We start from the raw sequence: 26,013 nt of genomic DNA, 5'->3' as shown, positions 1-26,013 counted from the left end.
AAGCGCGGAAGTCAGGGGCGATGCGACATACCCCCTCGGCCTTCAGGAGGCGAAGCGACGTACCCATTCCGCGGCGCCCGGCAGGATCTCCTCGACCGGCGCGACCTGCGGATACCACGTCCGCTCCCACTCCAGCGACACCCAGCCGTCGAAGCCGGCCTCGCGCAGGAGGGCGCCCGCCTCGTCCAGCGGCACCGATCCGGTCCACAGGGGCACCGGCGTGGTGTCCCGCGCCGAGACGGCGTCCTTGATCTGCACGTACGACAGGTACGGCGCCAGCTCGGCCAGCGACCGGGCCGGCGGCTCGCCGTTCCGCCACGGGTGGAGCAGATCCCAGAGCGCGCCGGTGGCCCCGGGACAGTCCGCCGCCGCGAGCAACCCGGCCACGGCGGCGCCGGTCGCCATGCTGTCGTGCGTCTCGACGAGCACACGGCGGCCCAGGTCGCCGGCGGGTCCCGCGACCGCCTTGAGCCGCCGGGCGCCGACGGCCGGATCGTCGCCGCGCGGGAACACCCGCACACCGGGCGCGCCGAGGTCGGCGGCCAGCCGCAGGTCGGCGAGGAGCGCCTCGATCACCGGCTCGTCCGGCCCCGGCTCACAGATGCCGACATATCCGGCCAGTGCGGAGATCTCCAGCCCCGCCGCCTCGACCCGTTCCCGTACCGAGGCCCGCTCCCCTGGGCCGAGCCCCGCGTGCACGCCGGTGTCGGGATGCAGCCGCAGCTCCAGCCCCTGACAGCCGTGCCCGGTCGCGATCTCGATCGCCCGGTCCAGCCCTTCGCCGGGCATCCCCAGCGTGCTGACCGCCAGCCTCACAACATCCTCCCCATCACCCCAGCGCCTTCATACCGGCTCGCGCCAGCACGCCACCCGGCGACCACACGATGATCGCCGGGCTCAGGTCATCCTCCGGACGCTCTCCCGCAGGACGACCTCGCCGGCGACCTGCTCGACCACGACCGGGTCGTCCTCGTTCAGCGCCAGCACCAGTGCCCGCGCGCCCATGTCCTTCAGCGGCAGCCGTACGGTGGTCAGCGCCGGTACATGATCACGGAGAGTGACGATGTCGTCGAACCCCGCCACCGAGACGTCCTCCGGCACCCTGATCCCGCGCTCGCGGCAGGCCGCCAGCGCCCCCACGGCCATCACGTCGTTGACCGCGAACACGCAGGTCGCGTCCCCGACCTGCTGCGCCGCCGCGTATCCGCCGTCGCGGTCGAAGGGCCCGTGGATCACCTGCGGGGCGGGCAGCCCCAGCTCGCCGAGCGCGCCCGCGAAGCCGGCGCACCGGTCGGCCGCCGTCACCAGGTGCGGCGGCCCGGCCAGCACCGCGAACTTCGTGTGGCCCAGCCCCGCCAGCGCCCTGGCCAGCTCGGCCGCGCCCTGCCGGTTGGCGGGGGCGACGGTGTCGACGCCGAGCAGGTCCTGGCCGACGCAGGCCGCCCGGCCGCCGCCCGCCTGATAGCGGGCGAGTTCGTCGCGCAGCCGCCCGGTGACGGCGGGATCGGCGACGCGCGAGCCGACCAGCAGGACCGCGCGCACGCGCTGGGCGTGCAGCGTCGCCACGTAGGCGATCTCCTGCTCGGGGTCTCGATGCGTCGTGCCCACCATGACCAGCAGCCCTTCGGTGGCCGCCGCCCGCATGGCGCCGTCGGCCAGGGCCGCGAAGTAGGGGTCGGTCAGGTCGTGGACGACGATGCCGATGACGTTGCTCGCCCCGCGGGCCAGCGTCTGGGCGGCGATGTTGGCCCGGTAGCCGAGTTCGTCCGCGGCCTGCTCGACGCGCGCCCGCAGAGCCGCGCCCACCTGGCGGGTGCTGCCGTTGAGCACCCGCGAGGCGGTCGCGAGCGAGACGCCCGCCTGCTTGGCGACGTCTTCCAGCGTGACCACGAGACCTCCCGGAAAGCGGTTTCCAAGTCTGCCAGACCGGCACCTGGATCCGCATCCTGCCACGCTCCGGCCCCCGTACGACAGAATGCCGCACCCCGAGGAGACATCCTGTCGTACGGGGCCCGGGAAAGAATGCGGCCGGCCGCGCCCGTGCGGGACGCGGCCGGCCTCACGTCATCAGGTCAGGCCCAGGGGAACAGGATGTCGAGCAGCCCCTTGCGCTCCTCCTGCGTCGGCTGCGGCACGGGCGCCTGGGTCGTCCCGGAGTCCGTCTCGGTCGGCGTCTGGCTGTCGTTGTCCGACTGCTTGTCCGAGGTCTCGGTCTCGGTCCCGTCGCCCCGGCCGTTGCCCCGGTCGTCGGTCTCGTTCATCTGACCCTGCGGCTCACGGGTGGGCTTGCTCGTGGCCTTCGTGGTCGGCTTCGGCTCGCGGGTGGTCGTCGGGCGCGCCGAGGGCTCCCGCGTCGCGGGCTGACGGACCCGCTGCTGCGGCGTCGCCGGCACCGAGGCCCTGGGCTGGTCCGGCTCGTCGGTGGCCGTGTCCACGGGCTCTTCGTCGACGGGCTCCTCGGTCTCGTCCTCGATCGGCTCCTCCTCGGGGAGCGCCGACTCGGACGGGGTGTTCACCTCGCCCGCGCTGGCGCACTGGGCGCCCGCGCACGGGTCGTCGGAGGACGTTCCGGTGAGCATCCAGCCGGCGCCCACGCCGACGATGACGACCGCGACGGCCGCCACCAGCAGCACCCGTGTGCGGCGGCGCACCTCGCCTTCGCCCTTCGCGCGCCCGCCGTAGGAGTCCTTGCCGTCGGCGTCGTCGGTCCAGCCCGAGCCGAGGAAGCCGCGCTTGGGGCGGTCGTCGGCGTCGTCGTCGCGGTCGCCGTCGTAGCCGCGGTCCAGCGGGAGGTACGGGTTGTCGCTGTCCACCCGGTGCGGCCCGCTGTGCTCGTCGTCCAGGTCGTGCGGCCCGCTGGGCCCGCCGAAGTCGTGCCCGCCACTCGGTCCGCCGAAGTCGTGCGCGCCACTCGGTCCGCCGAAGTCGTGCGCGCCGCTGGGCCCGCCGAAGTCGTGGGCGCCGCTCGGGCCGCCGAGGTCGTAGCCTCCGGACGCACCTAGCACGTCATGCGGACCGCTCGCGCCTCCCAGCGCGTCGCGGGAACCACCCGGTCCGTCCAGCACGTCATGCGGCCCGCCGAGCACGTCGTGCGGGTCAGGGGCGAGCAATCCCCGCGGCGGGGGGTCGTCGAGCACGTCACGCGGCCCGTCGATCCGTTGCGGACCCTTGTCAAGAGGCAGGATGTAGGTCTCGTTGCCGACCACCTGGATGGCGGGCTGCTCGTCGGTGTCCTCGGTGCTCCACCGGGGGGACAGCACGTCACCCGTCATCAACTCCGGGTTTAACGGCCTACCCTGCCCATCCTCGTATGGCCTGTCGTTCTCGTCGCGCGCCACGGTGGAACCTCTCTAGTTCGAAATCAGACCGCGCCCCTTCCTACCACTACTTGTCGGGATATTTCACTTGTTTCGCTCAAATTACTCTCCGTAACATTCGCCCCAGTCACGTTTCCCGTCACGCCGGTACGGGTAGGTAGCCCCTTCACCCGGCGCGTCAGTACGGGGTCACTTGCAGGGGTTTGTGGTGCTGTCGACGACCTTGTCCTTGAGCGAGTCGGGGATCGCCGAGACGACCCGCACACCGGGCCAGTCCTTGCCGATGACGAGCTGGATGATCGGCCCGCCGGGCGCCGCGGCCTTCACCTTCCCCTGGTACGGCTGCGCCGTCAGCGGCCTGACCTTGCCCGCGACGGGCGTGCGCTTGTCCTTCGACAGCCGCGCGGCCACCGCGTCACCGTAGGCGGGGCCCTGTTCGGCGTCCTTCTTGGCGTACCGGACGGCGGTGGTGGGAGTGAGGGCGGCGTTGCCCACCTGCGTGACCACGAACCCCTGGGCGGCCAGCTCGTCGGCCACCTGGAGCGCCTTGCCCTCCTCGCCGGTGGCGTTGAGCACCTGGAGGCGCACCTGCTTGTTCTCGATCTTCGGCGTGGACGGCTTGCCCGGGGTGGGGGCGGCGGTGACCTCGACGTCGTTGCGCACGCTCTCGAAGAAGTTGCTCGCCGCCGGCTCGGAGAACTGCACCCGGGCCTTGTTCTGCGGGTACTCCTCGATCGGCACCGTGATGCCCTTGAGCTCCTTGGCGGTCAGGCCCTTGACGCTGTTGGCGATCTCCAGCATCCGGTCGAGCGACAGGCCCTCGTCCACGGTGACGGCCTTGATACCGGCCTGGAGGAAGTCGTTCAGCTTGGCCGGGTCGGTGAGCAGGCCGCCGCTGGTGACCTCCTTCAGCACCTGGGTGAGGAAGATCTGCTGGCGGGTGATCCGGCTCAGGTCGCTGCCGTCGCCCAGGGCGTACCGGGTGCGTACGTAGCCCAGCGCCTGCTCGCCCTTCACCCGGTGCTTGCCGGCGCTGAGCACGAGCTTGGACTTCGGGTCGTTGACCGCCTTGGGCAGGCAGATCTCGATGCCGCCGATGGCGTCGATGATGCCCTTGAAGCCGGTGAAGTCCACCTTCACGAAGTGGTTGATCTTGATGTTGGTGAGGGATTCGAGGGTCCTGATCGTGCAGTTGATGCCGCCGTCGTTGAAGGCGGAGTTGATCTGGCGGATGCCGGGGGCGAGTGCGGTGCCGTTCCTGGCCTTGCACGAGGGGATCAGCACCATGGAGTCGCGCGGGAAGCTGATCATCGTGGCGCTGTCGCGGTTGGGGGCGATGTGCAGGAGCATGATCGTGTCCGTGCGCTCCCCCGCGCCCACGGTCGTGGCGCCGTACTTCTGGTTGTTGCCGTCGCGGGAGTCGGAGCCCACGAGCAGGACGTTGAGCGCGCCGGTGTCCGGCGGCCGGCTGGGGCCGACCTCGATGCGGTCGCGGTGGATCATGCTTTCGAGGTAGCGGTAGTAGCCGTAACCGCCGAGCACCGAGGCCACGAGCACGAAGGTCAGCCCCACGGCCACCCAGCCGAGCGGCGTCAGCGGGTTGCGCCGGGGCTCGGAACGGCGTCCTCTCTGGTCCGGCGGAGGTGGGGGTGGAGCGACCCTGCGGCCAAGAACCGCCTCGTCCTGCTGCTCCCTCATGCGGTTCACCCCTCGCACCATGATCGCGAAGCATAGTCACAAACAGGACCTCAGGAGGACAAGTCCCTGCATCTCGCGCCTACTTCGCCCCTCCATGATGAAGCAGACCTGGCGTCCTGGGTACTCATGCGTCACCTCCATCGAGGGCTCCATCCAAACCACGCGAATGCGGGGCGTCATGACGCACGGTGCCGTCATCATGACGTTCATGCTGTTGACCGAGATGGCTTCTCCCCCCGGCGCCGAGGAGATGGCGGGGCTGCGCGACGGCGCCAGAGCCGCCCGGCGCGGCGCGCTCGTGGCGCTGATCGCCTCGATCTCGCTGCTGGCCACCGCGCAGTTGCTCGCCGACAGGGCCACGACCAGGGAGCAGGCGCTGCCGCTGGCCGTGCTGTCCCTCGGCGTCTTCGCCGTCGCCGTGCCCGCGCTGGCGATCACCCAGTACGTTTGGGGCGCGCGCGCCCGCATGGTGCGGCGGCGCGAGCGGGAACTGTACGCCCTCACCCGCTCCGGCCCGGCCCGCCCGCTGACCCGGCTGGCCCTGGCCGCCGGCTGGACGGTGACGCTGCTGCTCGGCTGGACCGTCCCGCGCTTCTTCCGCGAGGCCGCCTGGTATTCCTTCGCCGACGCCCTGGCCTGGGCCGTCGAGGTCCTGTCGGTGGTCAGCGTGGCCGCGGGGGTGTTGTTCCTGCTGTGGTGGGCACGCGATGTGGCGGGGACCGTGGCGCGCGCCCTGCGCTCGGGTGGATCACCTGGCGATCCCTGGGATCCCGGTCGCGGCGCGCGCCCGCGGGAGGGCGCGGCGCTCTGGACGGGCGCGGCCGTGGCGGTCGTGGCCCTGCTCGGGGCCCGCGCCCATCTCTGGGAGCCGGCCACCGGCGTCGTCTACGTGCTGCTCACCGCCGCGCTCGTCTGCGGAGTAGTTACTGACGAGTAGCATAGGCACGGAACCCCTGCTAACAACGAGGAGCGAATCCGTGCCTTCCTCTCGTGACGTCGTGTTCGTCGACGGCGTGCGCACACCTTTCGGCAGGTCGGGGCCGAAGGGGCTGTACGCGGAGACCCGCGCCGACGACCTGGTCGTCCGCGTCATCCGCGAGCTCATCAGGCGTAACCCCAACCTGCCCCCCGAGCGCGTGGACGAGGTCGCCATCGCCGCGACCACCCAGATCGGCGACCAGGGCCTGACCATCGGGCGGTCGGCGGCCGTGCTGGCCGGGCTGCCCAAGACGGTGCCCGGCTACGCGATCGACCGCATGTGCGCGGGCGCGATGACCGCGGTGACCACGGTCGCGGGCGGCATCGCGTTCGGCGCGTACGACATCGCCGTCGCCGGCGGCGTCGAGCACATGGGCCGCCATCCCATGGGCGAGGGCGTCGACCCCAACCCGCGGTTCCTGTCGGAGCGGCTGGTCGACCCGAGCGCCCTGGTCATGGGCATGACGGCGGAGAACCTGCACGACCGCTACCCCACCATCACCAAGGAGCGCGCGGACGCGTACGCGGTGCTGTCGCAGGAGAAGGCGGCCAAGGCGTACGCCGACGACAAGATCCAGCCCGACCTGGTGCCGACCGCGATCAGGACGGCGGAGCGCGGCTGGGGCCTGGCCGTCGAGGACGAGGCCCCGAGGCCGGGCACCACGATGGAGGCGCTGGGCGGGCTCAAGACGCCGTTCCGGCCACACGGCCACGTCACGGCCGGCAACTCCTCCGGCATCAACGACGGCGCCACCGGCTGCGTCGTGGCCGCCGCGGACGTCGCGGAGGAACTGGAGCTGGGGCCGAAGATGCGGCTGGTGTCGTACGCGTTCGCCGGCGTGGACCCCGAGGTGATGGGCGTGGGCCCGATCCCGTCCACCGAGCGGGCGCTGCGGCTGGCCGATCTCGACATCTCCGACATCGGGCTGTTCGAGATCAACGAGGCGTTCGCCGTCCAGGTGCTCGCGTTCCTGGAGCACTTCGGCATCGCCGACGACGATCCCCGCGTGAACGCCTACGGTGGCGCGATCGCCTACGGCCACCCGCTCGCCTCCTCGGGCGTGCGGCTGATGACGCAGCTCGCCCGGCAGTTCGGCGAGCGTCCCGACGTGCGTTACGGCATCACCACGATGTGCGTCGGCATGGGCATGGGCGGCACCGTGATCTGGGAGAACCTGGCATGAGCAACGGCACCGGCAGCACTGGCAACATGGACACCTGGCGGTCGCTGCTCAGCGAGCGCAACAGCGACGAGGTCGTCACCAAGGCGCTCGTGCGCGACGTACGGCTGCCGTACGGGGCCGGCACGATGGCGCTGATCACGCTGGACAACGGCTTCGACCACACCAAGCCGAGCACGTTCGGGCCGCACGGGCTGTTCGCGCTGAACGGCGCGCTGTCAGAGATCGCCCAGCGCACCGACCTCGCGGCGGTGGGCGTCACCGGCAAGCCGTTCGTGTTCGCCGTGGGCGCCGACCTCAAGGGCGCGGCGAGCCTGGCCACGCGGGAGGAGGCGCTGGCCATCGGCGCGCTCGGCCACCACGTCTTCCGGCGGCTGGGCGAGCTGGCGATCCCGTCGTTCGCGTTCGTCAACGGCGCGGCCATGGGCGGCGGGCTGGAGATCGCGCTGCACTGCAGATACCGGACGATCTCGGCGGGCGTGCCCGCGGTGGCGCTGCCGGAGTGCTTCCTCGGCCTGGTGCCGGGGTGGGGCGGCACGCAGCTGCTCCCCCGCCTGATCGGCCCGGCGAACGCGATCAAGCTGATCATCGAGAACCCGCTGTCGCAGAACCGCATGATCAAGGGCGCGGACGCGTACAAGCTGGGCGTCGCCGACGCGATGTTCGAGCCCGCCGACTTCCTGGAGGAGTCGCTGCGCTGGGCCGCCCGGGTGGTCAAGGGCGAGGTCACCGTGGAGCGGCCGGCCCGTGCCGACGACTGGGCCAAGGCCGTCGGCGACGCGCGCTTCCTGGTGGACATGAAGCTGCGCGGCGCCTCGCCCGCCCCGTACCGGGCGCTCGACCTGATCGCCCTGGCCGAGACCGCCACCCGGGACGAGGGCTTCGCCGCCGAGGACGAGGCGCTGGCCGACCTGCTCATGAGCGACGAGCTGCGGGCCGGGCTCTACTCCTTCGACCTGGTGCAGCGCCGGGCCAAGCGGCCCGCGGGGGCGCCGGACGCCGCGCTGGCGCGCAAGGTCACCAAGGTCGGCGTGGTCGGCGCGGGGCTCATGGCCTCGCAGATGGCGCTGCTGTTCGCCCGCCGCCTGGAGGTGCCGGTCGTTCTGACCGACCTCGACCAGGCCAGGCTGGACAAGGGCGTCGGCTACGTGCACGGCGAGGTGGACAAACTGCTCGGCAAGGGGCGCGTCTCGCAGGACCAGGCCAACCGGCTGAAGTCGCTGGTGAGCGGCTCGCTGACCAAGGACGCCTTCGCCGACGCCGACTTCGTGATCGAGGCCGTGTTCGAGGACCTGGCGGTCAAGAAGCAGGTGTTCGCCGAGGTCGAGGCCGTCGTGCCGGCGGAGTGCGTGCTGGCCACCAACACCTCCTCGCTGTCGCTGACGGAGATGGGCGCGGGCCTGGAGCATCCGGAGCGGCTGGTCGGCTTCCACTTCTTCAACCCGGTCGCGGTCATGCCGCTGCTGGAGATCATCAGGGGCGCGGCGACGGACGACGCCACGCTGGCCACCGCGTTCGCCGTGGGCAAGGCGCTGAAGAAGTCGTCGGTGCTGGTCAAGGACGCCCCGGCGTTCGTGGTCAACCGGCTGCTGACCTGCTTCATGGGCGAGGTCGTCGCGGCCGTGGACGAGGGCACCCCGCTGGAGACGGCCGAGCACGCGCTCGACGGGCTCGGGCTGCCGATGACGCCGTTCGCGCTGCTGCAGCTCGTCGGGCCCGCGGTCGGCCTGCACGTGGCCGAGACGCTGCACGAGGCGTTCCCCGACCGCTTCGGCGTCTCGGAGAACATGGCCAAGCTGGTCGCCTCGGGCAAGCCGGGCGTCTACCGGCCGGACTTCACCCTCGACCCGGAGGCGGTGGCGCTGTTCGCGGGCGGCTCGTCGCCGTCCACGGCCGAGGAGGTGCGCGCGCGGGTGCTCGCCGCGCTGGCCCGGGAGATCCGCGTCATGCTGGACGAGGGCGTCGTGGCCGCCGCCCAGGACATCGACCTGTGCATGATCCTCGGCGCCGGCTGGCCGTTCCACCTGGGCGGGATCACGCCGTACCTCGACCGGAGCGGCGTCGCCGAGCCGCGCTTCCTCGCGCCCGGCGTGGCCTTGCTGCCGGCCTGATTTTAAGGGCCTTTGAGGAGGCTCGCACGCGGGCCTCCTCACCTCGGCCCCGACTCCGTCGTAGCGTATGGTGCCGTCCTACGAACGGAGAGTAACCATGATGAGAGCAGCAGGCACCCTCGCGCTCTGCGGCACCCTCCTGGCGGGCGCGTCGTCCCCCGCCCTGGCCGTCGCCCCGCCCCCCAAGGTGCAGCTCAAGATCGTCGACGCGGCCAAGAGCGGAGTGACGAAGACCGTCTGGCTCCACTGCGCGCCCGCCGGCGGCACCCACCCCAACGCCCGCGCGGCCTGCCGCCAGCTGGAGCGGGTCGGCGGCAAGCCGGCCGACCTCAACGTGCACCCCAACGCCGCCTGCACCAAGGAGCTCGCACCGCACGCCGTCGTGGTCGTGGGCCGCTGGTACAGCTCGCGCGTGCAGTGGGCCAAGGTCTTCGCCAACGGCTGCCTGGTCCGCGCGGCCACCGGGGCGGTCGTCTCGCTCTGAGCACCGGCTGACGGCCCGCCCCTGTGACCGCTGGAAGGGACCTCAGTGGCGGGCCTGCTGCCAGGGCGTCGCGGTACGGCTGTGCCAGTAGCCGTAGCCGAAGTAGAGCACCACGCCGATGACCATCCAGATCAGGAACCGCAGCCAGGTCTGCACCGGCAGGTTGAGCATCAGGTAGAGGCAGGCCAGCACGGACAGGGCCGGCAGCACCGGCACCAGCGGCGTCTTGAACGCCCGCGGCAGGTCCGGCCTGGTCCTGCGCAGGACGACCACGCCGATCGACACCACCACGAACGCGAACAGCGTGCCGATGTTCACCAGCTCGGCCAGCTCGCCAAAGGACACGAAGCCGGCCAGCGCCATCGTCACCACCCCGATGAGCATCGTGAGCCGGGCCGGGGTGCCGAACCGGGGGTGCACCTTGGCCAGGGGGCGCGGCAGCAGCCCGTCGCGGCACATCGCGAACAGCACCCGGGTCTGGCCCATCAGCAGCACCAGCACCACGGTCGTCAGGCCGGCGATGGCGCCCACGCCGATGATCGAGGCCAGCCAGGGCTGCCCGACCGCGGTGAAGGCTCCCGACAGGGGCGCGTCGGTGCTCAGCTGGGTGTAGTGCTGCATGCCGACGACGACGAGCGAGACGGCGACGTACAGGATCGTGCAGATCACCAGCGAGCCGATGATGCCGCGCGGCACGTCGCGCTGCGGATCGACGGTCTCCTCCGCGGCGGTGGCCACGATGTCGAAGCCGATGAAGGCGAAGAACACGATCGCCGCGGCGGAGAAGATGCCGATCACGCCGAAGGCCACCGGCGTGATGCCGAACAGCACCTGGAAGAGCGGCGCCTCCAGCCCCTCCACCCGCGCGGTGGGGACCGCCTCGGGGATGAACGGCGTGTAGTTGGCGCTCTTGATGAAGAACAGGCCGGCCACGATGACCAGCAGCACCACCGCGACCTTGGTGATCACCAGGATCAGGTTGACCCGCGAGGACAGCTTGATCCCGGCCACCAGGACCGCGGTCAGGAGCGCCACGATGGCGATCGCCGGGACGTTCACGACCGGATCCGCGCCGGCGATCGAGGGGGGCAGGTTCAGCCCGAACGTCGACAGCAGGGAGGCGAAGTAACCCGACCAGCCGACCGCCACCACGGCCGCGGCCAGCGCCAGCTCCAGGATCAGGTCCCAGCCGATCACCCAGGCGGGGAACTCGCCCAGGGTGGCGAAGGAGAAGGTGTAGGCGGACCCGGCGACCGGGATGGTGGAGGCGAACTCGGCGTAGCACAGGGCCGCGAGTGCGCACACGATGCCGGCGACGACGAACGAGACGGCCACGGCGGGCCCGGCCGTCTCCTTGGCGACCTGTCCGGTCAGCACGAAGATCCCGGTGCCGACGATCACGCCGATGCCGAAGACCGTGAGGTCCGTGGCGGTCAGGCGCTTTCGCAGCTGGTGTTCGGGGGCTTCGGTGTCCCGGATCGACTGCTCGACAGTCTTCGTGCGAAAGATGTCCACGATCTGCGATATTTCCCACACCCAGGGTGATCATGCCCGTAACCGGGTACGGACTTGGATCACCCTCGGGTGGTGGGGGTGCGCCGGTGGTCAGCGGCGGACGGGCTCCTCGGCGGAGCTGCGCCGGGCCACCGCCTCGGTGATCTGGCGGGCCAGGTCCTGGCCGGTCAGGCCGACCCGGCCGAGGATCACGGCCCGCTTGGCGTGGTCGAGGAACTGCTGCGGAATGCCGTAGGTGCGTACGGGAACGTCGACGTCGGCGTCGCGCAGCAGGCGGGCCACGGCGTCGCCCACGCCGCCGACGCGCCCGTTGTCCTCGGCGACCGCGACCAGCTTGTGCGCGCCGGCGGCCAGGACGAGCGCCTCGTCGAGCGGCTTGACCCAGCGCGGGTCGACCACGGTGGCCGAGATGCCCTGGGCGTCGAGCAGGACCGCGGCGTCCATGCAGACCTGCGCCATGGGGCCCACGCCGACCAGCAGCACGTCAGGCTCGGCCGCGGCGGCCCTGAGCAGGTCCATCTCGCCCAGCTTGCCCACCGCCTCGATCGGCTCGGCGACCGGGCCCTTGGGGAAGCGCAGCACGGTGGGGCCGTCGGTGACCTCGACGGCCTCGCGCAGCAGCTCGGTCAGGCGGTCGCCGTCGCGCGGCACCGCGACCCGCAGCCCGGGCACGACCTGGAGGATCGACAGGTCCCACATGCCGTTGTGGCTGGCCCCGTCGTCGCCGGTGACGCCCGCCCGGTCGAGCACGACCGTGACCGGCAGCCGGTGCAGCGCGACGTCCATGAGGAGCTGGTCGAAGGCGCGGTTGAGGAAGGTGGCGTAGACGGCGACGACCGGGTGCAGCCCGCCGAGCGCGAGCCCGGCGGCGCTGGTCAGCGCGTGCTGCTCGGCGATGCCGACGTCGTAGATGCGGTCGGGGTAGGCCTCGGCGAAGGCGTTGAGCCCGGTCGGGTGCAGCATGGCGGCGGTGATCGCGACCAGGTCGTCGCGCTCCTTGCCGAGCCGGACGAGCTCCTCGCTGAAGACGTTGGTCCAGATGCGGCCCTTGGGCTTCTCCGCGCCGGTGGCGCGGTCGAAGGCGCCCGGCGAGTGGAACTGGTCCTCGTCGTGGTTCTCCGCCGGGGTGTAGCCGCGGCCCTTCTGGGTGAGGGCGTGCACGATGACGGGGCCGCGGAAGTCGCGGGCCTGGCGCAGCGCCGCCTCCATGGCCTGCTCGTCGTGGCCGTCGATGGGGCCGACGTATTTGAGGCCGAGGTCCTCGAACATCACCTGCGGGGCCAGGACGTCCTTCACGCCCTTCTTGAAGCCGTGCAGGGCGTCGTAGAGGACGGGAACGTTGCCGATCTTGTCCTTGACGTATTCGAGGACGTCCTCGTAGCGGCGGTTGACCCGCAGCGAGGACAGGTGGGAGGCCAGGCCGCCGATCGTGGGCGAGTAGGAGCGGCCGTTGTCGTTGACCACGATCACGACCGGCAGGTCCTTGATCGCGGCGATGTTGTTGAGCGCCTCCCAGGCCATGCCGCCGGTCAGCGCGCCGTCGCCGATCACCGCGACGGCCGTGCGGCCGGGGTCACTGGAGGTGTCCGGGTCGCCGTGACGGTCGCCCTGACGGTCTCTGTGCAGCTTGAACGCCTTGGCCAGGCCGTCGGCGTAGGACAGCGCGGTCGAGGCGTGGGAGTTCTCCACGAAGTCGTGCTCGGACTCGGCCTGGCTGGGATAGCCGGACAGGCCGCCCTCCTGCTTGAGCGCCTCGAAGCCGGCGGCCCTGCCGGTCAGCAGTTTATGCACGTAGGACTGATGGCCGGTGTCCCAGATGATGGGGTCGCGGGGTGAGTCGAACACGCGGTGGAGGGCGATGGTGAGCTCCACCACACCGAGGTTGGGGCCCAGGTGACCGCCGAACCTGGCGCAGGCGTCGACGAGGACATCACGGATCTCCCCCGCGAGCCGCGGTAGCTCCTCGACAGTGAGCCGTCTGACGTCCTGCGGTCCCTCGATCGAGCCCAGCAACCCGCTCACGGATCCGACCCCCTCTGCTCTTTTGCGCCGATCCCCAAGAGTCTAGTTCGCGGATGCCTCACTGACTCCATCGAGTCAAATCCACCCACATATGTCCGATCTTGACCTAGTCTTTCGGTACCTATGAACTCCGTCCCCAAAAGCAGACTCGCGACACTTGTGGCCGCCATGCTGGCACTCGTCCTGGCAGCGGCGGCTCTGGTGCTCGTTCTGGCGGACGTGGCCACGACGTCGGCGGACCCCGTCAACGAGGGCCAGCAGCTCGCCTCACCGCCCGCCAAGCCGGCCGCCGACCGGAGACAGGGGGCCGGAACGGCCGGCCGGTCCCGGGCGACGGCCAATCCCCTCTACAAGACCGGACGCCTCGCCGACGTGAACTGCGCCCCCGGGGCGCTGCCCGCCGGGAGCATGGTGGCCTACCGGCGCTTCCTCACCCGCGTGACCGCCTGCCTGAACAAGGCGTGGGCGGCGCAGTTCCGCAAGGCGAAGATGCCCTTCGCCAAGCCGCGGCTGCGCATCATCACCAGGAAGATCAAGACGCCCTGCGGCGCGTGGAACACCGGCGCCGACGGCGTCTACTGCTCCACCGACCGCACCATGTACCTGATGATCAGCAAGTCCCAGCTGCGCAACCCGTTCCCGCTCGGCATCACGCGCCTGATCGCGCACGAGTACGGCCACCACGTGCAACAGGTCTCCGGCATCTGGACCTACTACTGGTCCGCGCGGTCGGTCGCCGGCAAGGCCAAGCGCCTCCAGCTCTCGCGCAACTCCGAACTGCAGGCCGAGTGCTTCTCCGCGGTCTTCATGAGCACGATGCGCGGCACCCCGCTCGTCACCGACGCCGACTGGGCCTACACCGTGGGCTGGTTCAGGAAGAACGGGGCCAAGGGCTGGCCGCAGAACGACCACGGCAGAGGACCGACGCAGGCGGCGTGGATGACGCGCGGGTTCAACCGGGGCACCCCCGGCTCGTGCAACACCTGGGCGGCCAATCCCCGAAATGTCACCTGACGGCGCCCTTTGATCGTCTTTACCTGGAACTCCTTCTTTCACTAGGGTTCCGTCTCATGCGTATCCCCTTAACGGCGCTGCTGGCGGGTGCCCTGGCGAGCGTGCTGCTCGCCGGCACCGCCCACGCCGCCACCTCCTCCTCCTCGGCCCCCGCCTTCAAGGCGGCTCTGGCGAAGAACCCGATCTACAAGACGGGCAAGCTCGGCTACGACACGTGCGACGAGCAGGACGTCCAGAGCGCCGACGTGGACGAGGTCAGGGTCTATCTGGAGGGCGTGCTCGACTGCCTCGACGCCGCCTGGAAGCCCGTGGTCGAGCGCGCGGGCTTCACCTTCAGCAAGCCGACCCTGCGGCTGATCACCAAGCCGGGCGCTCCGACGGGATGCGGCGACAAGTTCCCCGCCGCCGCGCAGGCGGTCTACTGCTCGAAGAACAAGCGGATCACCTACCTGGTCAACTCGGCCGTGGTGCAGGAGCCGAACGACCTCATGCTGATGGCCGTGCTGGCCCACGAGTACGGTCACCACATCCAGCGGCTCACCGGAATGTTCGGGGCGCTGACGCCGTACAAGAGGAAGAACATCGCGCGGGTGCTGGACGAGTCGCGCCGGCTCGAACTGCAGGCGGAGTGCCTGGCGGGCACGTTCATCGGCAGCGTGTGGCACTCGCTCGGCCGCAAGGAGACGGACTTCACCTACATCACCGGCAGCGGCGGCAGCGGATCCGTCCTGTCCCTGCTCGGCATCAAGGGCGAGGACCAGGCCCAGCAGACGCACGGCAGCGCCAAGAACATCGGCGCCTGGCTCAAGCGGGGATACGACACCGAGTCGGCCGGCGGCTGCAACACCTTCAAGGCGCCTAAGTCCCAGGTGTCCTGAGTCTCCTTCACCGGGATCCGCGATCATGCGCGTCTTCCTCGTAGCGCCGGCCGCGTGCGTGGTCGCGGGACTGCTGCTGCCCGCGCCCGCGCAGGCCGCGTCGAGGATCGGCCAGGGCGGGCTGCTGGGCTCGGCGGGCGGGGCGGTGGTGGCGCAGAAGTGCGCGGTCCCCGAGATCCGCCCGGGCAGCACGGCCTCGCTCCGGGCCTTCCACCGGGCGATGGCGCGCTGCGCCGACCGCTTCTGGGCGGGCAGGTTCGCCGCCGCCGGGCTGGCGTACAGCTCGCCCGAGGTCACGATCACCACGGGCGGCGACTCGGTCTGCGGGGCGATCGCCGGCAGCGGGGCGCAGTACTGTCCCGAGCAGCGCACGATCGTGGTCCGGATCACGAAGGGCGACCTGCGGGATCCGTTCCGGATGAACCTGGCGCACTCCGTCGCGCACGAGTGGGGACATCACGTGCAGCAGCTCATCGGGGTGCTGAACGCGCAGGCCGCCCTGTACGCGCCCGCCTCGAAGAGCGCGCGCAGGCTGCTCAGCCACCGGCTGGAGATGCAGGCCGAGTGCTTCGCCGGGGTCTTCTACAGCGCCGCGCTCAAGTCGATCGGGCCGGACATCGGCTGGAAGGACTGGCTGGCGGCGGTGCGCTCGGCGGACGAGAGCGACGTCCACGGCAAACCGCGCAATTTGGCGTCCTGGCAGGACCGGGGTTATCGGGGCGGGACCGCCGGGTTCTGCAACACCTGGACGGCCGGCAAGCACAAGGTCACCTGAACCCGCGCGGCCCGGCGTCCGCCCGATCCGGGCATTTCACCGCAAGTCAGGCGAGGGGCGTTCTCGCGGGTCAGGCGGTCACGCGGGCCAGGACCTCTAAGGGGTCGGCCAGGACGTGGGCGAAGGCCAGTTCGGCGGCCCCCACCAGGGTGGCCGCGTCGCCCAGCGCCGAGGTGCGCAGCCGCAGCCGCTCGCGCTGCGGCGCCATCGCGTGCAGGGCGAGCTGGGTACGCACCTGCGCGGCGGACCCGAGATAGATGTCACGCAGAATGCCGCCGAAGACCACGATCTCCGGATTGAAGATGTTCACCAGGTTAGCCACGCCGAGCCCGAGCCAGTCGCCGACCCGGCTGAGCGCCTCCTGGGCCACGATGTCGCCCCGGTCGGCCGCCGCCACCACGGTGCGCACCGCGTCGCGGCCGTGCTGCCCGGCCGCCACCCGGCCGGCCGACTCCAGCAGCGCCCGCTCCCCCACCTCGGCTTCGAGGCATCCGTGCGAGCCGCAGCCGCAGGCGCGCCCGCCGGGGTTGACGACCATGTGGCCGATCTCGCCGCCGTAGCCGTCGTGGCCGCCGAGCAGGTGGCCGCCCGCGATGATGCCGCCGCCGATGCCGACGTCGCCGTGCAGGAAGATGAGGTCTCTGACGGCCGCCCCGACGCCGCGGCTGTGCTCGGCGAGCGCGGCCAGGTTGGCGTCGTTGCCGACGCTGACGGGCAGGCCGAGGCCGAGCCTGCGGGCCAGTTCGTCACCGAACGGCACCTCGTCGGCCATCAGGTTGGGCCCGAACTTGATCACGCCGTCGCCCTTGCGCACGCCGCCGGAGACCGCCGCCGCCGCGCCGACGCAGACCGTGTCCTCTCTGGTCTTGCGCCGCATCTGCCGGGCGAACCCGGACAGTGTGCCGGTCAGCTCGTCCAGTTCGAACCGGTCGCGGTCGCGTACGCACTCCTTGCGGTCGAGGATCACCCCGCCCAGCCCCACGCGGGCCACGGCCAGCCGGTCGGGGCCCACGTCGAAGGCGAACACGTACACCTTGGCCGACTCGGGGCGTACCACGAGCGAGGGCCGGCCGGCCCGGCCCGTCTCTCGCGGCAGCTCCTCCCGCACCAGCCCCGCGGCGGTGAGGTCGGAGGTCAGGGCCATGATCGTGCTGCGGTTGAGCCCCATCTTCGCGGTCAGCTCGGCGCGCGAGATCGGCCCGCCCAGATGGACGTGGCGAAGCAGCGCGCCGAGGTTGTGGCGTCTGATGTCCTCTTGGGAGGGGCCGGCACGCATGGTCTGGGGTTCCTTCAGGGGCTGTGAGTCGCTGATCACCTTAGACCAGCGGCAGCCGCCCGCTTGCGCGCGAGGGCGTCGACTCCCGCCGCGAGCAGCAGTACAGACCCGGTGACCAGGTACTTCACGCTGGCACCGTAGCCCATCAGGCCCATCCCGTTCTCGATCACCGCCACCACGGCGCCGCCGAGCACGGCGTCGAGCACCCTGCCCTTACCGCCGAACAGGCTGGTGCCGCCGATGACCGCCGCGCCGACCGCGTACAGCAGGACGGAGCTGCCGCCCGTGTTCGGGTCGACGGAGCTGGCCCTGGAGGCGGCCACGATGCCGCCGATCGCGGCCATCGAGGAGCAGATCACGAACGCGCTGATCTTGATCCGGTCGACCGGGATGCCGGCTCGCCTGGCCGCCTCGGTGTTGCCGCCGACCGCGTACAGGTGCCGGCCGAACCCGGTGCGGCGCAGCACCAGTGTCCACACGACCAGCAGCACCAGGATGATCGGCACCACGATGGGCACGCCGGTGAGCGAGACGATCGCCGCGTTGCGGCTGCGTTCGAGGTTGAGCGCGGCCACCGCGAGGCCGGCGAAGAGCGCCAGCATGCCGACGCGGAAGGCGATCAGCGACAGCGGGTCGGCGACCAGGCCGCGGCTGGCCCGCTTCCTGGCCCGCCTGAGCTGTACGCCGGCGAAGATCGCCACGCAGGCCGCGTAGACGGCCCAGCCGAGCCAGGGCGGCAGGTTCTTGTTGGCGATGGCGACGATCACCTCGTCGCGGACGGAGATGTTCGTGCCCTCGTCCACCAGCACCAGGACCAGGCCCTGGAAGGCGAGGAAGGCGGCCAGGGTGACCACGAACGACGGGATGCCGACCTTGGCGACCAGCGAGCCCAGCACGGTGCCGATGAGCACGCCGGTGAGGATGGCCGCCGCGACGCAGACGTACCAGGGCAGGCCCGCGCTCGCCAGGGTGACGGCGAGCACCGCCGCGCAGACGCCGCTGGCGAAGCCCGCGGACAGGTCGATCTCGCCGAGCAGCAGCACGAACACCAGGCCCATGGCGATGAGCGTGACGGCGGCGCCCTGCGTGAACAGGTTGGCGAAGTTGATCGCCGTGACGAAGGAGGGACGGGCGGCGGCGAAGACCGCGCAGAGCACGACCAGGCCGAGCACGGCCGGCAGCGCTCCCATGTCGCCGCCGCGCACCCGCTGGATGTAGGCGAGGAAGCTGTTCCTGATCGAGGGGGCCTCCGCCGCCGTGACGATGGCCTCCCCCGGCAGTTCTTTGACCTTGTTCATGGGGTGACCCCGTTCTTGAGGCCCAGTTCGCCGCTGCGGCCTGAGGTGATCAGTTCGACGACCTGGGCGTGCGTCACGTCGGAGGTCTTGACCTGGGCGGCCATCCTGCCGAGGTAGAGGGCCGCGATGCGGTCGGAGACGGCGAACACGTCGTTCATGTTGTGCGAGATGAGCACGACGGCCAGGCCGGTGTCGGCCAGCCTGCGCACCAGTTCCAGCACCTGCGCGGTCTGGGCCACGCCCAGCGCCGCGGTGGGCTCGTCCAGGATGACGACCTTGCTGTTCCACAGCACGGCCTTGGCGATGGCCACGGTCTGGCGCTGGCCTCCGGACAGACTGGAGACCTGCTGCCTGATCGACTTCACCGTCCGGACGGACAGGCCGCTCAAAGTCTTCTCGGCCAGTTCCTCCATGCTGTCCTCGTCCAGCAGGAGACCGTTCTTGCGCTCCCTGCCGAGGAACATGTTCTGGACGATGTCGAGGTTGTCGCAGAGGGCGAGGTCCTGGTAGACGATCTCGATGCCCAGCTCGCCCGCGTCGCGGGGGCTGTGCACGTGGACCTCGGCGCCGTCGAAGAGGACCTGGCCCCCGTCGATCGGGTAGATCCCGCCGATGCACTTGACCAGGGTGGACTTTCCCGCGCCGTTGTCACCGACGAGGGCGGTGACCTGGCCGGGGTAGGCGGCGAACGCGACGTCGTGCAGGACCTTCACCGGACCGAAGCTCTTGTCGAGCCCGCGCACTTCGAGGAGGGGGTTCATGTGGCTCCCTAAACGGGGGTACGGCGCCGCGCTCGTGGCGCGGGCCGTACCCCTGGGTGTTATTGAATGCCTGCCTCGGTGCACTTCTCGGCGAAGTCACCCTTGCAGAGTTCCTCCTTGGTGACGTAACCGTCGGCCACCACGTCCTTGACGTTGTCGGCGTAGATGGCCTGCGGCTCCATCAGCTCGGCGGGCACGTCCTGGTTCGTCTCCGGGTCCTTGACGCTGCCGCTGGCCGTGGGCTTCTCACCCTTGGCCAGTGCCACCGCGAGCTTGGCGGCGGCGTCGGCCTCCTTCTTGACCGCCTTGTAGACGGTCATGCACTGGTCGCCGGCCAGGATGTTCTGCAGACCCTGGACGGTGGCGTCCTGCCCCGTGACCGGGACCTTGCCGTTGAGGTTGTTCTTCTTCAGCACCGTGATGGCGGCGTTGCCGAGGCCGTCGTTGGCGGCCAGGACACCGGCGATCTTCGGCTGCTCGGTCAGCATCTGCTCGAAGAGCGTGCCGGCCTGGGTGTTGTCCCAGTCGGGCACCGACTGCTCGGGGCCCTTGACGTAGTCGCCGGAGTCGAACTTCGGCTTCAGCACGCCGTCGTAGCCCTCCTTGAACAGGGTGGCGTTGTTGTCCGTCGGCGACCCGTTCAGGTAGGCGACGATGGGCTTGTCGGCCTTCTTGTCGGTCAGGCACTTGCTCAGGCCTTCGCCCTGGAGCGTGCCGACCTTGGTGTTGTCGAAGCTGACGTAGTAGGCGGCGCCGCCACCGAGCGTCAGGCGGTCGTAGTCGATGGTGGGCACGCCCTGCGACTTGGCCTTCTCGATCACCGTCTTGCCGGTGCCGCTGTCCAGGTTAACGATCATCAGGACGGTGGCGCCGTTGGTGATCATCTGGTCGGCGATGGTCTGGAACGCGGTCTTGTCGTTCTGCGCGTTCTGGATGTCGTACTCGACACCCGCGGCCTTGAACGCCTCTTCGAGGTACTTGCGGTCAGCCGTCTCCCACCGGGCCGAGGACTTGCTGTCCGGCAGGATGACACCGACCTTGCCCGCCTTGGCGGCCGAGGAGGCCGGGGCGGACGAGGTCGACGTAGTGGTCTGTCCGCCGTCGCCCCCGCAGGCGGTGAGACCTAGTGCGAGCGCGGCTGCCGCGGCGGTCATGCTGAGGATCCCCTTGCGCATGGTGCAGGGTCCTTTCTTCCGGAGGGGCCCGGATGAATGTTGTTTGCGGCAACGTATTCCGGGATCGAGCGCATGGGAAGGGGGTCAAGGCGGCTAGTTTGTTGTTTCCGGTAACAATCCAGAAACGTCACCTCAATCCGGCCGACGCTTCCCGGCAACCTCCGGGGGCGACCCGCCCTGGCGGCGGCGATACGGTACGACGGCGCCGCCCGCGGTCGTCACCCTCCTCGACGGCGAGCGGGCGGGCGTCCCCGCTCTCGCGCGCTCAAGCCGTCGATCCCCGCGATCGGCCATGGCGGCATCCCCATCCGGCACGAGCTCGAACTCGAACTCCCGCTGCCGCCTTCGTCCGCAGCCGCCTTCGTCCGCAGCCGCCTTCGTCCGCAGCCGCCGGGTAAGCGCCGGGCAGCCGGCGCCCCGGCCATGGACTCATCCGGATGGGAACCCGTGCGGCGCCAGGGCCGAGCGCCGCCGCCTGATCCGTGGGACGGGTCAGAAGAGCCAGCCCTGGGTGAGGGCGTTCTGGACGATGAGGGCCAGCGCGGAGGCCGCGGCCACCACCAGCACCGCCGTCCGCGCCCGGCCGCCGTCGAGGTAGCGGCGCAGGCGGCCCGAGACCAGGAAGCCGAGCACCATCGGCACGATCAGCACCGCCCCCGTCAGCAGCGCGCGGGCGGGCAGTTCGTCCACGTACGCGAGGACGAGCAGCGACTGGGCGGCGCTCAGGAAGAAGAACATCGCCAGCGTCGCCCGGATCTGCGGCCCCTTGGCGCTCTGATAGACGAGCCCGATCGGCGGCCCGCCGATGCCCGTGGCGGTGCCGGTCACGCCGGACACGAAACCGGCAGAGGTGATCGTGAGCCCGTTGCGCGGCACGCTCAGCGCCCGCGCGGTCAGCGCCACGGCGAGCAGCACCATGACCGCCACGAACAGGCTCCTGGCCTGCACGGTGAAGAAGACGACGACGGCACCCCCGATCACGCTGCCGGGCAGCCTGCCGAGCACCGCGAACACCAGGCCGCGCCAGTCCACCTTCCGCCATTCGACGGCCAGGGTGAACAGCGGCAGGACCAGGTTGACCACCTGCGCGGCGCCGGGCATGAGGTCGGGGACCAGCATGGTCAGCACCGGGACCGCGACCAGCCCGAGCCCGAACCCCACCCCGCCCTGCACGATCGCGCCCGCGAAGACCGCCAGCCCCCCGACCACCAGGACCAACGCCGTATCACCCATGCGGCAGAGTCAACCATCCCGGCCCTCGGCACCTTCCGCCGCGTTCCGGGTGCCCGCCGTGCGATCGCGGGCGTCCTTCGGAGGGTGGCGGGCTGTTCTGGTCGCTCATGGCCGCGCCTTCCGGCCGTGCCGGGCCCTGGAAGCCTCCCCGTGCCCCGTGCGCGGCCGAGAGACGCCTGTACGACGCCGTACGCGCCGCCGGGGCTCTGGGGCGCGCCGTACCGGCTCAAGTGCGGTCAGAGAGCCGACTCACCGCCGCCGGCCCCCACGGGCCGGCCGACGTGCGACGGCGGGGATGGAGAAAGCCGCCTCGCGGGGGTTGCCCGCGGGGCGGCTCTCAGGTGTCGGGTGGTTCCCCCGATACGGGCGCGTGAGGATCACGCCCAACCCCCGGCGCGCAGGCCAAGGGCTCCCTGCCCCCGCCCGGCTCATGACCGGGCGGAAGGCGGGAAGACTCGGCTCACTTGGCGAGCAGCGAGCGCAGCACGTACTGCATGATGCCGCCGTGCCGGTAGTAGTCGGCCTCGCCGGGGGTGTCGATGCGGACGACCGCGTCGAACTCGACGTCGCCCGCCTTGACGTGCACCGTCCGCGGGATGCCGCCCTGGTTGAGCTCCTCGACGCCGGTGATGTCGAACGTCTCCTCCCCGGTCAGCCCCAGCGACTCGGCCGAGCCGCCCTCGGGGAACTGCAGCGGCAGCACGCCCATGCCGATCAGGTTGGAGCGGTGGATGCGCTCGTAGGACTCGGCGATGACCGCGCGCACGCCGAGCAGCGCCGTGCCCTTGGCCGCCCAGTCGCGCGAGGAGCCCGAGCCGTATTCCTTGCCCGCCAGCACCACCAGCGGGGTGCCGGCCGCGGCGTAGTTGACGGAGGCGTCGTAGATGAACGACACCGGCGCGTCGGGCTGGGTGAAGTCGCGGGTGTAGCCGCCCTCGGTGCCGGGCGCGATCTGGTTGCGCAGCCGGATGTTGGCGAACGTGCCCCTGATCATCACCTCGTGGTTGCCGCGCCGCGAGCCGTAGGAGTTGAAGTCCTTGACCTCGACGCCGTTGCCGCGCAGGTATTCGGCGGCGGGGGTGCCGGGCTTGATGGAGCCCGCCGGGGAGATGTGGTCGGTGGTGACCGAGTCGCCGACCTTGACCAGGACGCGGGCGCCCGAGATGTCGGTCACCGGCTCCGGCTTCTCCGGCATGCCGTCGAAGTAGGGGGCCTTGCGCACGTAGGTCGAGTCGGGGTCCCACTCGAAGGTGTCGCCGGTCGGGATCGGCAGCGAGCGCCAGTGGTCGTCGCCCTTGAACACGTCGGCGTAGTCGCGCTCGAACATGTCGCGGCCGATCGAGGAGTTGACCACCGCCGCGATCTCCTCGGGCGAGGGCCAGATGTCGCGCAGGTAGACGGGCTCGCCGTCGGAGCCGAGGCCGAGCGGCTCGGTGTCGAGGTCGAGGTCCATGGTGCCGGCCAGCGCGTAGGCCACGACGAGCGGCGGCGAGGCCAGGTAGTTCATCTTGACGTCGGGGTTGATCCGGCCCTCGAAGTTGCGGTTGCCGGACAGCACGGCGGTGACCGCGAGGTCGTTGGCCTGGATGGCGTCGGAGATCTCCGGCAGCAGCGGGCCGGAGTTGCCGATGCAAGTGGTGCAGCCGTAGCCGACGAGGTTGAAGCCGATCTTGTCGAGGTACGGCTGCAGGCCGGAGCGCTCGAAGTAGCCGGTGACCACCTGCGAGCCGGGGGCGAGCGACGTCTTGACCCACGGCTTGCGGGTGAGCCCCTTGTCGACGGCGTTGCGGGCGAGCAGGGCCGCGCCGAGCATGACGTAGGGGTTGGAGGTGTTGGTGCAGGAGGTGATCGCGGCGATGGAGACGATGCCGTGGTCGATCTCGAACGTGGTGCCGTCGGCCAGCGTGACGGGGACCGGCTTGTGCGGCCGGCCGCCGTTGGCGGTGGCGTTGGAGGCGGGCGAGTCGGAGGCCGGGAAGCTCTGCTCGCCGACCACGTCGACGCCGTCGCTCACGTAGTTCTCGACGTCGTGGCGCCAGGCCCGCTTGGCGTCGGACAGCTCGATGCGGTCCTGCGGGCGCTTGGGACCGGCGATCGACGGGACGACGGTGGCCAGGTCGAGCTCGATGTACTCGGAGAACTCCGGCTCGGCCGAGGACGGGTCGAGCCAGAGGCCCTGCTCCTTGGCGTAGGCCTCGACGAGGGCGATCTGCTCCTCGGAGCGGCCGGTCAGGCGCAGGTAGTCGACGGTCTGGCCGTCGATCGGGAAGATCGCGCAGGTGGAGCCGAACTCGGGGCTCATGTTGCCGATCGTGGCCCGGTCGGCCAGCGGCACGGAGGAGACGCCCTCGCCGTAGAACTCGACGAACTTGCCGACCACGCCGTGCTTGCGCAGGATCTCGGTGATCGTCAGGACCAGGTCGGTGGCGGTGGCCCCGGCGGGCAGCTTGCCGCTGAGCTTGAAGCCGACCACGCGCGGGATGAGCATGGAGATCGGCTGGCCGAGCATCGCGGCCTCGGCCTCGATGCCGCCGACGCCCCAGCCGAGGACGCCGATGCCGTTCTCCATCGTGGTGTGGGAGTCGGTGCCGACGCAGGTGTCGGGGTAGGCCCTGGTGACGCCGTCGGCGCCGCGGGTCATGACCACGCGGGCCAGGTGCTCGATGTTGACCTGGTGCACGATGCCGGTGCCGGGCGGGACGACCTTGAATTCGTCGAAGGCCGTCTGGCCCCAGCGCAGGAACTGGTAGCGCTCGCGGTTGCGCTCGTATTCGCGCTCGACGTTGCGCTGGAAGGCGTCGGGGTGACCGAAGTAGTCGACGATGACCGAGTGGTCGATGACCATCTCGGCCGGCGCGAGCGGGTTGATCCGGGCGGCGTCGCCGCCGAGGTCGCGCACGGCCTCGCGCATGGTGGCCAGGTCGACCACGCAGGGCACGCCGGTGAAGTCCTGCATGATGACGCGGCCGGGCGTGAACTGGATCTCCACGCTGGGCGCCGCCTTGGGGTCCCAGCCGCCCAGCGCACGGATGTGGTCGGCCGTGACGTTGGCGCCGTCCTCGGTGCGGAGGAGGTTTTCCAGCAGGATCTTCAGGCTGTACGGGAGGCGTGCGGCGCCTTCTACGGCATCCAGCCGGAAGATCTCGTATGCCGCGTCGCCGACGCGTAGCGTGTCACGGCTGCCGAAGCTGTTCGCGGACACGGTGATTCGCCTCCTCCATCAGACATGTGTTCAAACAGAATCCTGCCGCACTCCCTGACCAACACGTACGTTAGGTAAACCTAACTCGCAGGTGGCGGCGGATCTCTCGATGTCAAGATATCTCTAGAGTATCTCGACATCAAGTTAAACCGGCGCCAGCCGCCAGTAGAGCAGTCCGATGATCGCCACGGACAGGATCGGGGCCAGGATCTTCTGCTCGAACGTCCGCCCCGTCTTGATGCCGATCTTCCACGGCAGCACGAACTTGGCCCCCAGCGGCCAGAGCACCGGACAGCCCCGCTCGGTCATGCAGTCGCCGACCACGTGGATGAGGCAGCCGACCCCCACCGCCAGCCCCAGCCAGGCGTAGCCCACGTCGAGGGAGCGGAAGACGGCGTACAGCCCGGCGGTCATGCCGATGTTGATCATGGCCGAGCCCATCTTGTTGCCCGGGATCCCCACGCCGACCGCCCGCAGGGCCAGGCCGATGAGCAGCACCACCATGATGTCGCGCCCTAAGGGATAGGCGCCGGCCAGCCAGTGCGCGCCGAACCCGAGCGCCACCGCGAAGAGCAATGAGTGGGTGGCCCCGCGATGGCCGCCGGCCAGCCAGGACACGGCCTTGCTGAGCGCCCACGTGACGGGCCCGAACGTCTGCGCGATCGTCGCGCTCGGATGGTCGAGGTCGGGCAGCATCGCGGCGCCCGCGCAGATGATCGCCCCGGCGATCAGCTCGGCAGGAGTGAGCGCGGTGGCCATGATCCCGGTTTCGATGAATCGTGACGACTCGTTGACCAGTGGCAGCGCGGCGAGAGGCGGAGCCAGCCCCAGCCAGGCGATGGCCCCGGTCATCGCGTGAGAGTGCCCCATCATGATCGGGACTGTACGGCAAAGAAGCTTTTGACGCGGCGCGGGCGGGCCGGAACGCTCCACGGCCGCCAGGGAAATGTGCCGCAAACGCAGACGAGGTCGTCTCCGCGGCGACAGCACCCCCCAGCCCTGCCGACGCGGAACGACCTCGTCTGCTCTGAACAACGAGAGCCGTCCCCATCCTGTTCCCGGATTCCGCAACTTTTTCGTGATCTGGCTCACGTC

Annotated in this window: 20 protein-coding genes; 7 read left to right on the top strand and 13 right to left on the bottom strand. The window is 70.6% G+C overall.

All coding sequences use genetic code 11. The features are described from left to right. Positions 1–42 precede the first annotated feature (42 nt). From B0I32_RS01190 to B0I32_RS01175, 4 genes are all read right to left on the bottom strand, one after another. Complete coding sequence (locus B0I32_RS01190) at positions 43–816, bottom strand: sugar phosphate isomerase/epimerase family protein (RefSeq protein WP_106234165.1); 774 nt, start codon at positions 814–816, stop codon at positions 43–45. An 81-nt stretch (positions 817–897) separates the two neighbouring features. Then, a complete protein-coding gene (locus B0I32_RS01185) occupies positions 898–1,890 on the bottom strand; it encodes a LacI family DNA-binding transcriptional regulator (protein ID WP_106234163.1) in 993 nt (330 codons plus the stop codon). Positions 1,891–2,072: 182 nt separating this feature from the next. Next, positions 2,073–3,272 carry a hypothetical protein gene (locus B0I32_RS58680; protein ID WP_219911584.1) on the bottom strand — a complete coding sequence of 400 codons (1,200 nt, stop codon included), beginning with the start codon at positions 3,270–3,272 and terminating at the stop codon, positions 2,073–2,075. 234 nt (positions 3,273–3,506) lie between these two features. Next, on the bottom strand, positions 3,507–5,015 hold the full coding sequence (locus B0I32_RS01175; RefSeq protein WP_245955450.1) for an LCP family protein: 1,509 nt from the start codon (positions 5,013–5,015) through the stop codon (positions 3,507–3,509). Positions 5,016–5,223: 208 nt separating this feature from the next. Here B0I32_RS01175 and B0I32_RS01170 point away from each other — a divergent pair, with 208 nt between their 5' ends. The 4 genes from B0I32_RS01170 (at position 5,224) to B0I32_RS01155 (ending at position 9,769) form a co-directional block, all read left to right on the top strand. Beyond that, on the top strand, positions 5,224–5,952 hold the full coding sequence (locus B0I32_RS01170) for a hypothetical protein (RefSeq protein ID WP_146177996.1): 729 nt from the start codon (positions 5,224–5,226) through the stop codon (positions 5,950–5,952). A 61-nt stretch (positions 5,953–6,013) separates the two neighbouring features. After that, complete coding sequence (locus tag B0I32_RS01165; protein ID WP_219911632.1) at positions 6,014–7,177, top strand: thiolase family protein; 1,164 nt, start codon at positions 6,014–6,016, stop codon at positions 7,175–7,177. 26 nt (positions 7,178–7,203) lie between these two features. Then, positions 7,204–9,285: a 3-hydroxyacyl-CoA dehydrogenase NAD-binding domain-containing protein gene (locus tag B0I32_RS01160; RefSeq protein WP_106234811.1), complete on the top strand. Its 2,082-nt coding sequence runs from the start codon at positions 7,204–7,206 to the stop codon at positions 9,283–9,285. A 97-nt stretch (positions 9,286–9,382) separates the two neighbouring features. After that, complete coding sequence (locus B0I32_RS01155; protein ID WP_181306892.1) at positions 9,383–9,769, top strand: SSI family serine proteinase inhibitor; 387 nt, start codon at positions 9,383–9,385, stop codon at positions 9,767–9,769. Between the two features lie 42 nt (positions 9,770–9,811). On the opposite strand, the gene B0I32_RS01150 is transcribed toward B0I32_RS01155, so the two are convergent. Together B0I32_RS01150 and dxs are read right to left on the bottom strand one after the other, a co-directional pair. Then, positions 9,812–11,284 (bottom strand): amino acid permease, encoded by a 1,473-nt coding sequence (locus B0I32_RS01150; RefSeq protein WP_106234154.1) that lies wholly within the window; start codon positions 11,282–11,284, stop codon positions 9,812–9,814. Between the two features lie 90 nt (positions 11,285–11,374). Continuing rightward, entirely contained in the window at positions 11,375–13,297 is a 1,923-nt protein-coding gene (dxs, locus tag B0I32_RS01145) for a 1-deoxy-D-xylulose-5-phosphate synthase (protein ID WP_106234152.1), read from the bottom strand. Positions 13,298–13,474: 177 nt separating this feature from the next. On the opposite strand from dxs, the gene B0I32_RS01140 reads away from it, so the two are divergent. From B0I32_RS01140 to B0I32_RS01130, 3 genes are read left to right on the top strand one after another with little or no spacing between them, the layout of a single operon-like run. Then, positions 13,475–14,320: a neutral zinc metallopeptidase gene (locus tag B0I32_RS01140; protein ID WP_106234809.1), complete on the top strand. Its 846-nt coding sequence runs from the start codon at positions 13,475–13,477 to the stop codon at positions 14,318–14,320. Between the two features lie 56 nt (positions 14,321–14,376). Further along, positions 14,377–15,198 carry a neutral zinc metallopeptidase gene (locus tag B0I32_RS01135; protein WP_106234151.1) on the top strand — a complete coding sequence of 274 codons (822 nt, stop codon included), beginning with the start codon at positions 14,377–14,379 and terminating at the stop codon, positions 15,196–15,198. Positions 15,199–15,223: 25 nt separating this feature from the next. Beyond that, positions 15,224–15,973, top strand: a complete 750-nt coding sequence (locus B0I32_RS01130) for a neutral zinc metallopeptidase (RefSeq protein ID WP_106234149.1) — start codon at positions 15,224–15,226, stop codon at positions 15,971–15,973. A gap of 70 nt (positions 15,974–16,043) precedes the next feature. Here B0I32_RS01130 and B0I32_RS01125 read toward each other — a convergent pair whose 3' ends face one another. The 7 genes from B0I32_RS01125 to B0I32_RS01095 form a co-directional block, all read right to left on the bottom strand. Next, complete coding sequence (locus tag B0I32_RS01125; RefSeq protein ID WP_106234147.1) at positions 16,044–17,249, bottom strand: ROK family transcriptional regulator; 1,206 nt, start codon at positions 17,247–17,249, stop codon at positions 16,044–16,046. Between the two features lie 35 nt (positions 17,250–17,284). Next, positions 17,285–18,547: a sugar ABC transporter permease gene (locus B0I32_RS01120; protein ID WP_106234146.1), complete on the bottom strand. Its 1,263-nt coding sequence runs from the start codon at positions 18,545–18,547 to the stop codon at positions 17,285–17,287. Continuing rightward, positions 18,544–19,308, bottom strand: a complete 765-nt coding sequence (locus B0I32_RS01115) for an ATP-binding cassette domain-containing protein (protein ID WP_106234144.1) — start codon at positions 19,306–19,308, stop codon at positions 18,544–18,546. Before B0I32_RS01115 ends, B0I32_RS01120 begins: the two co-directional genes overlap by 4 nt. Before the next feature lie 59 nt (positions 19,309–19,367). After that, entirely contained in the window at positions 19,368–20,483 is a 1,116-nt protein-coding gene (locus B0I32_RS01110; RefSeq protein WP_106234142.1) for a sugar ABC transporter substrate-binding protein, read from the bottom strand. A 492-nt stretch (positions 20,484–20,975) separates the two neighbouring features. Then, the gene (locus B0I32_RS01105; protein WP_245955449.1) at positions 20,976–21,716 is read right to left on the bottom strand and encodes a sulfite exporter TauE/SafE family protein; all 741 of its coding nucleotides are present in this window, start codon (positions 21,714–21,716) and stop codon (positions 20,976–20,978) included. A gap of 460 nt (positions 21,717–22,176) precedes the next feature. Beyond that, on the bottom strand, positions 22,177–24,918 hold the full coding sequence (acnA, locus tag B0I32_RS01100) for an aconitate hydratase AcnA (RefSeq protein WP_106234138.1): 2,742 nt from the start codon (positions 24,916–24,918) through the stop codon (positions 22,177–22,179). A gap of 144 nt (positions 24,919–25,062) precedes the next feature. Beyond that, entirely contained in the window at positions 25,063–25,791 is a 729-nt protein-coding gene (locus B0I32_RS01095) for a metal-dependent hydrolase (protein WP_106234137.1), read from the bottom strand. Between the last annotated feature and the right edge of the window lie 222 nt (positions 25,792–26,013).

This window comes from Nonomuraea fuscirosea (genome assembly GCF_003001935.1).
GTDB lineage: Bacteria > Actinomycetota > Actinomycetes > Streptosporangiales > Streptosporangiaceae > Nonomuraea > Nonomuraea fuscirosea.
This window is presented reverse-complemented; position numbering and strand designations above follow the sequence as displayed.

Coding starts and splice junctions, on each gene's coding strand:
- B0I32_RS58680 (WP_219911584.1), bottom strand. CDS start 3,272: ATGACGGGTGACGTGCTGTCCCCCCGGTGGAGCACCGAGGACACCGAC.
- B0I32_RS01175 (WP_245955450.1), bottom strand. CDS start 5,015: ATGAGGGAGCAGCAGGACGAGGCGGTTCTTGGCCGCAGGGTCGCTCCA.
- B0I32_RS01170 (WP_146177996.1), top strand. CDS start 5,224: ATGCTGTTGACCGAGATGGCTTCTCCCCCCGGCGCCGAGGAGATGGCG.
- B0I32_RS01160 (WP_106234811.1), top strand. CDS start 7,204: ATGGACACCTGGCGGTCGCTGCTCAGCGAGCGCAACAGCGACGAGGTC.
- B0I32_RS01155 (WP_181306892.1), top strand. CDS start 9,383: ATGATGAGAGCAGCAGGCACCCTCGCGCTCTGCGGCACCCTCCTGGCG.
- B0I32_RS01140 (WP_106234809.1), top strand. CDS start 13,475: ATGCTGGCACTCGTCCTGGCAGCGGCGGCTCTGGTGCTCGTTCTGGCG.
- B0I32_RS01135 (WP_106234151.1), top strand. CDS start 14,377: ATGCGTATCCCCTTAACGGCGCTGCTGGCGGGTGCCCTGGCGAGCGTG.
- B0I32_RS01130 (WP_106234149.1), top strand. CDS start 15,224: ATGCGCGTCTTCCTCGTAGCGCCGGCCGCGTGCGTGGTCGCGGGACTG.
- B0I32_RS01125 (WP_106234147.1), bottom strand. CDS start 17,249: ATGCGTGCCGGCCCCTCCCAAGAGGACATCAGACGCCACAACCTCGGC.
- B0I32_RS01120 (WP_106234146.1), bottom strand. CDS start 18,547: ATGAACAAGGTCAAAGAACTGCCGGGGGAGGCCATCGTCACGGCGGCG.
- B0I32_RS01115 (WP_106234144.1), bottom strand. CDS start 19,308: ATGAACCCCCTCCTCGAAGTGCGCGGGCTCGACAAGAGCTTCGGTCCG.
- B0I32_RS01110 (WP_106234142.1), bottom strand. CDS start 20,483: ATGCGCAAGGGGATCCTCAGCATGACCGCCGCGGCAGCCGCGCTCGCA.
- B0I32_RS01105 (WP_245955449.1), bottom strand. CDS start 21,716: ATGGGTGATACGGCGTTGGTCCTGGTGGTCGGGGGGCTGGCGGTCTTC.
- B0I32_RS01095 (WP_106234137.1), bottom strand. CDS start 25,791: ATGATGGGGCACTCTCACGCGATGACCGGGGCCATCGCCTGGCTGGGG.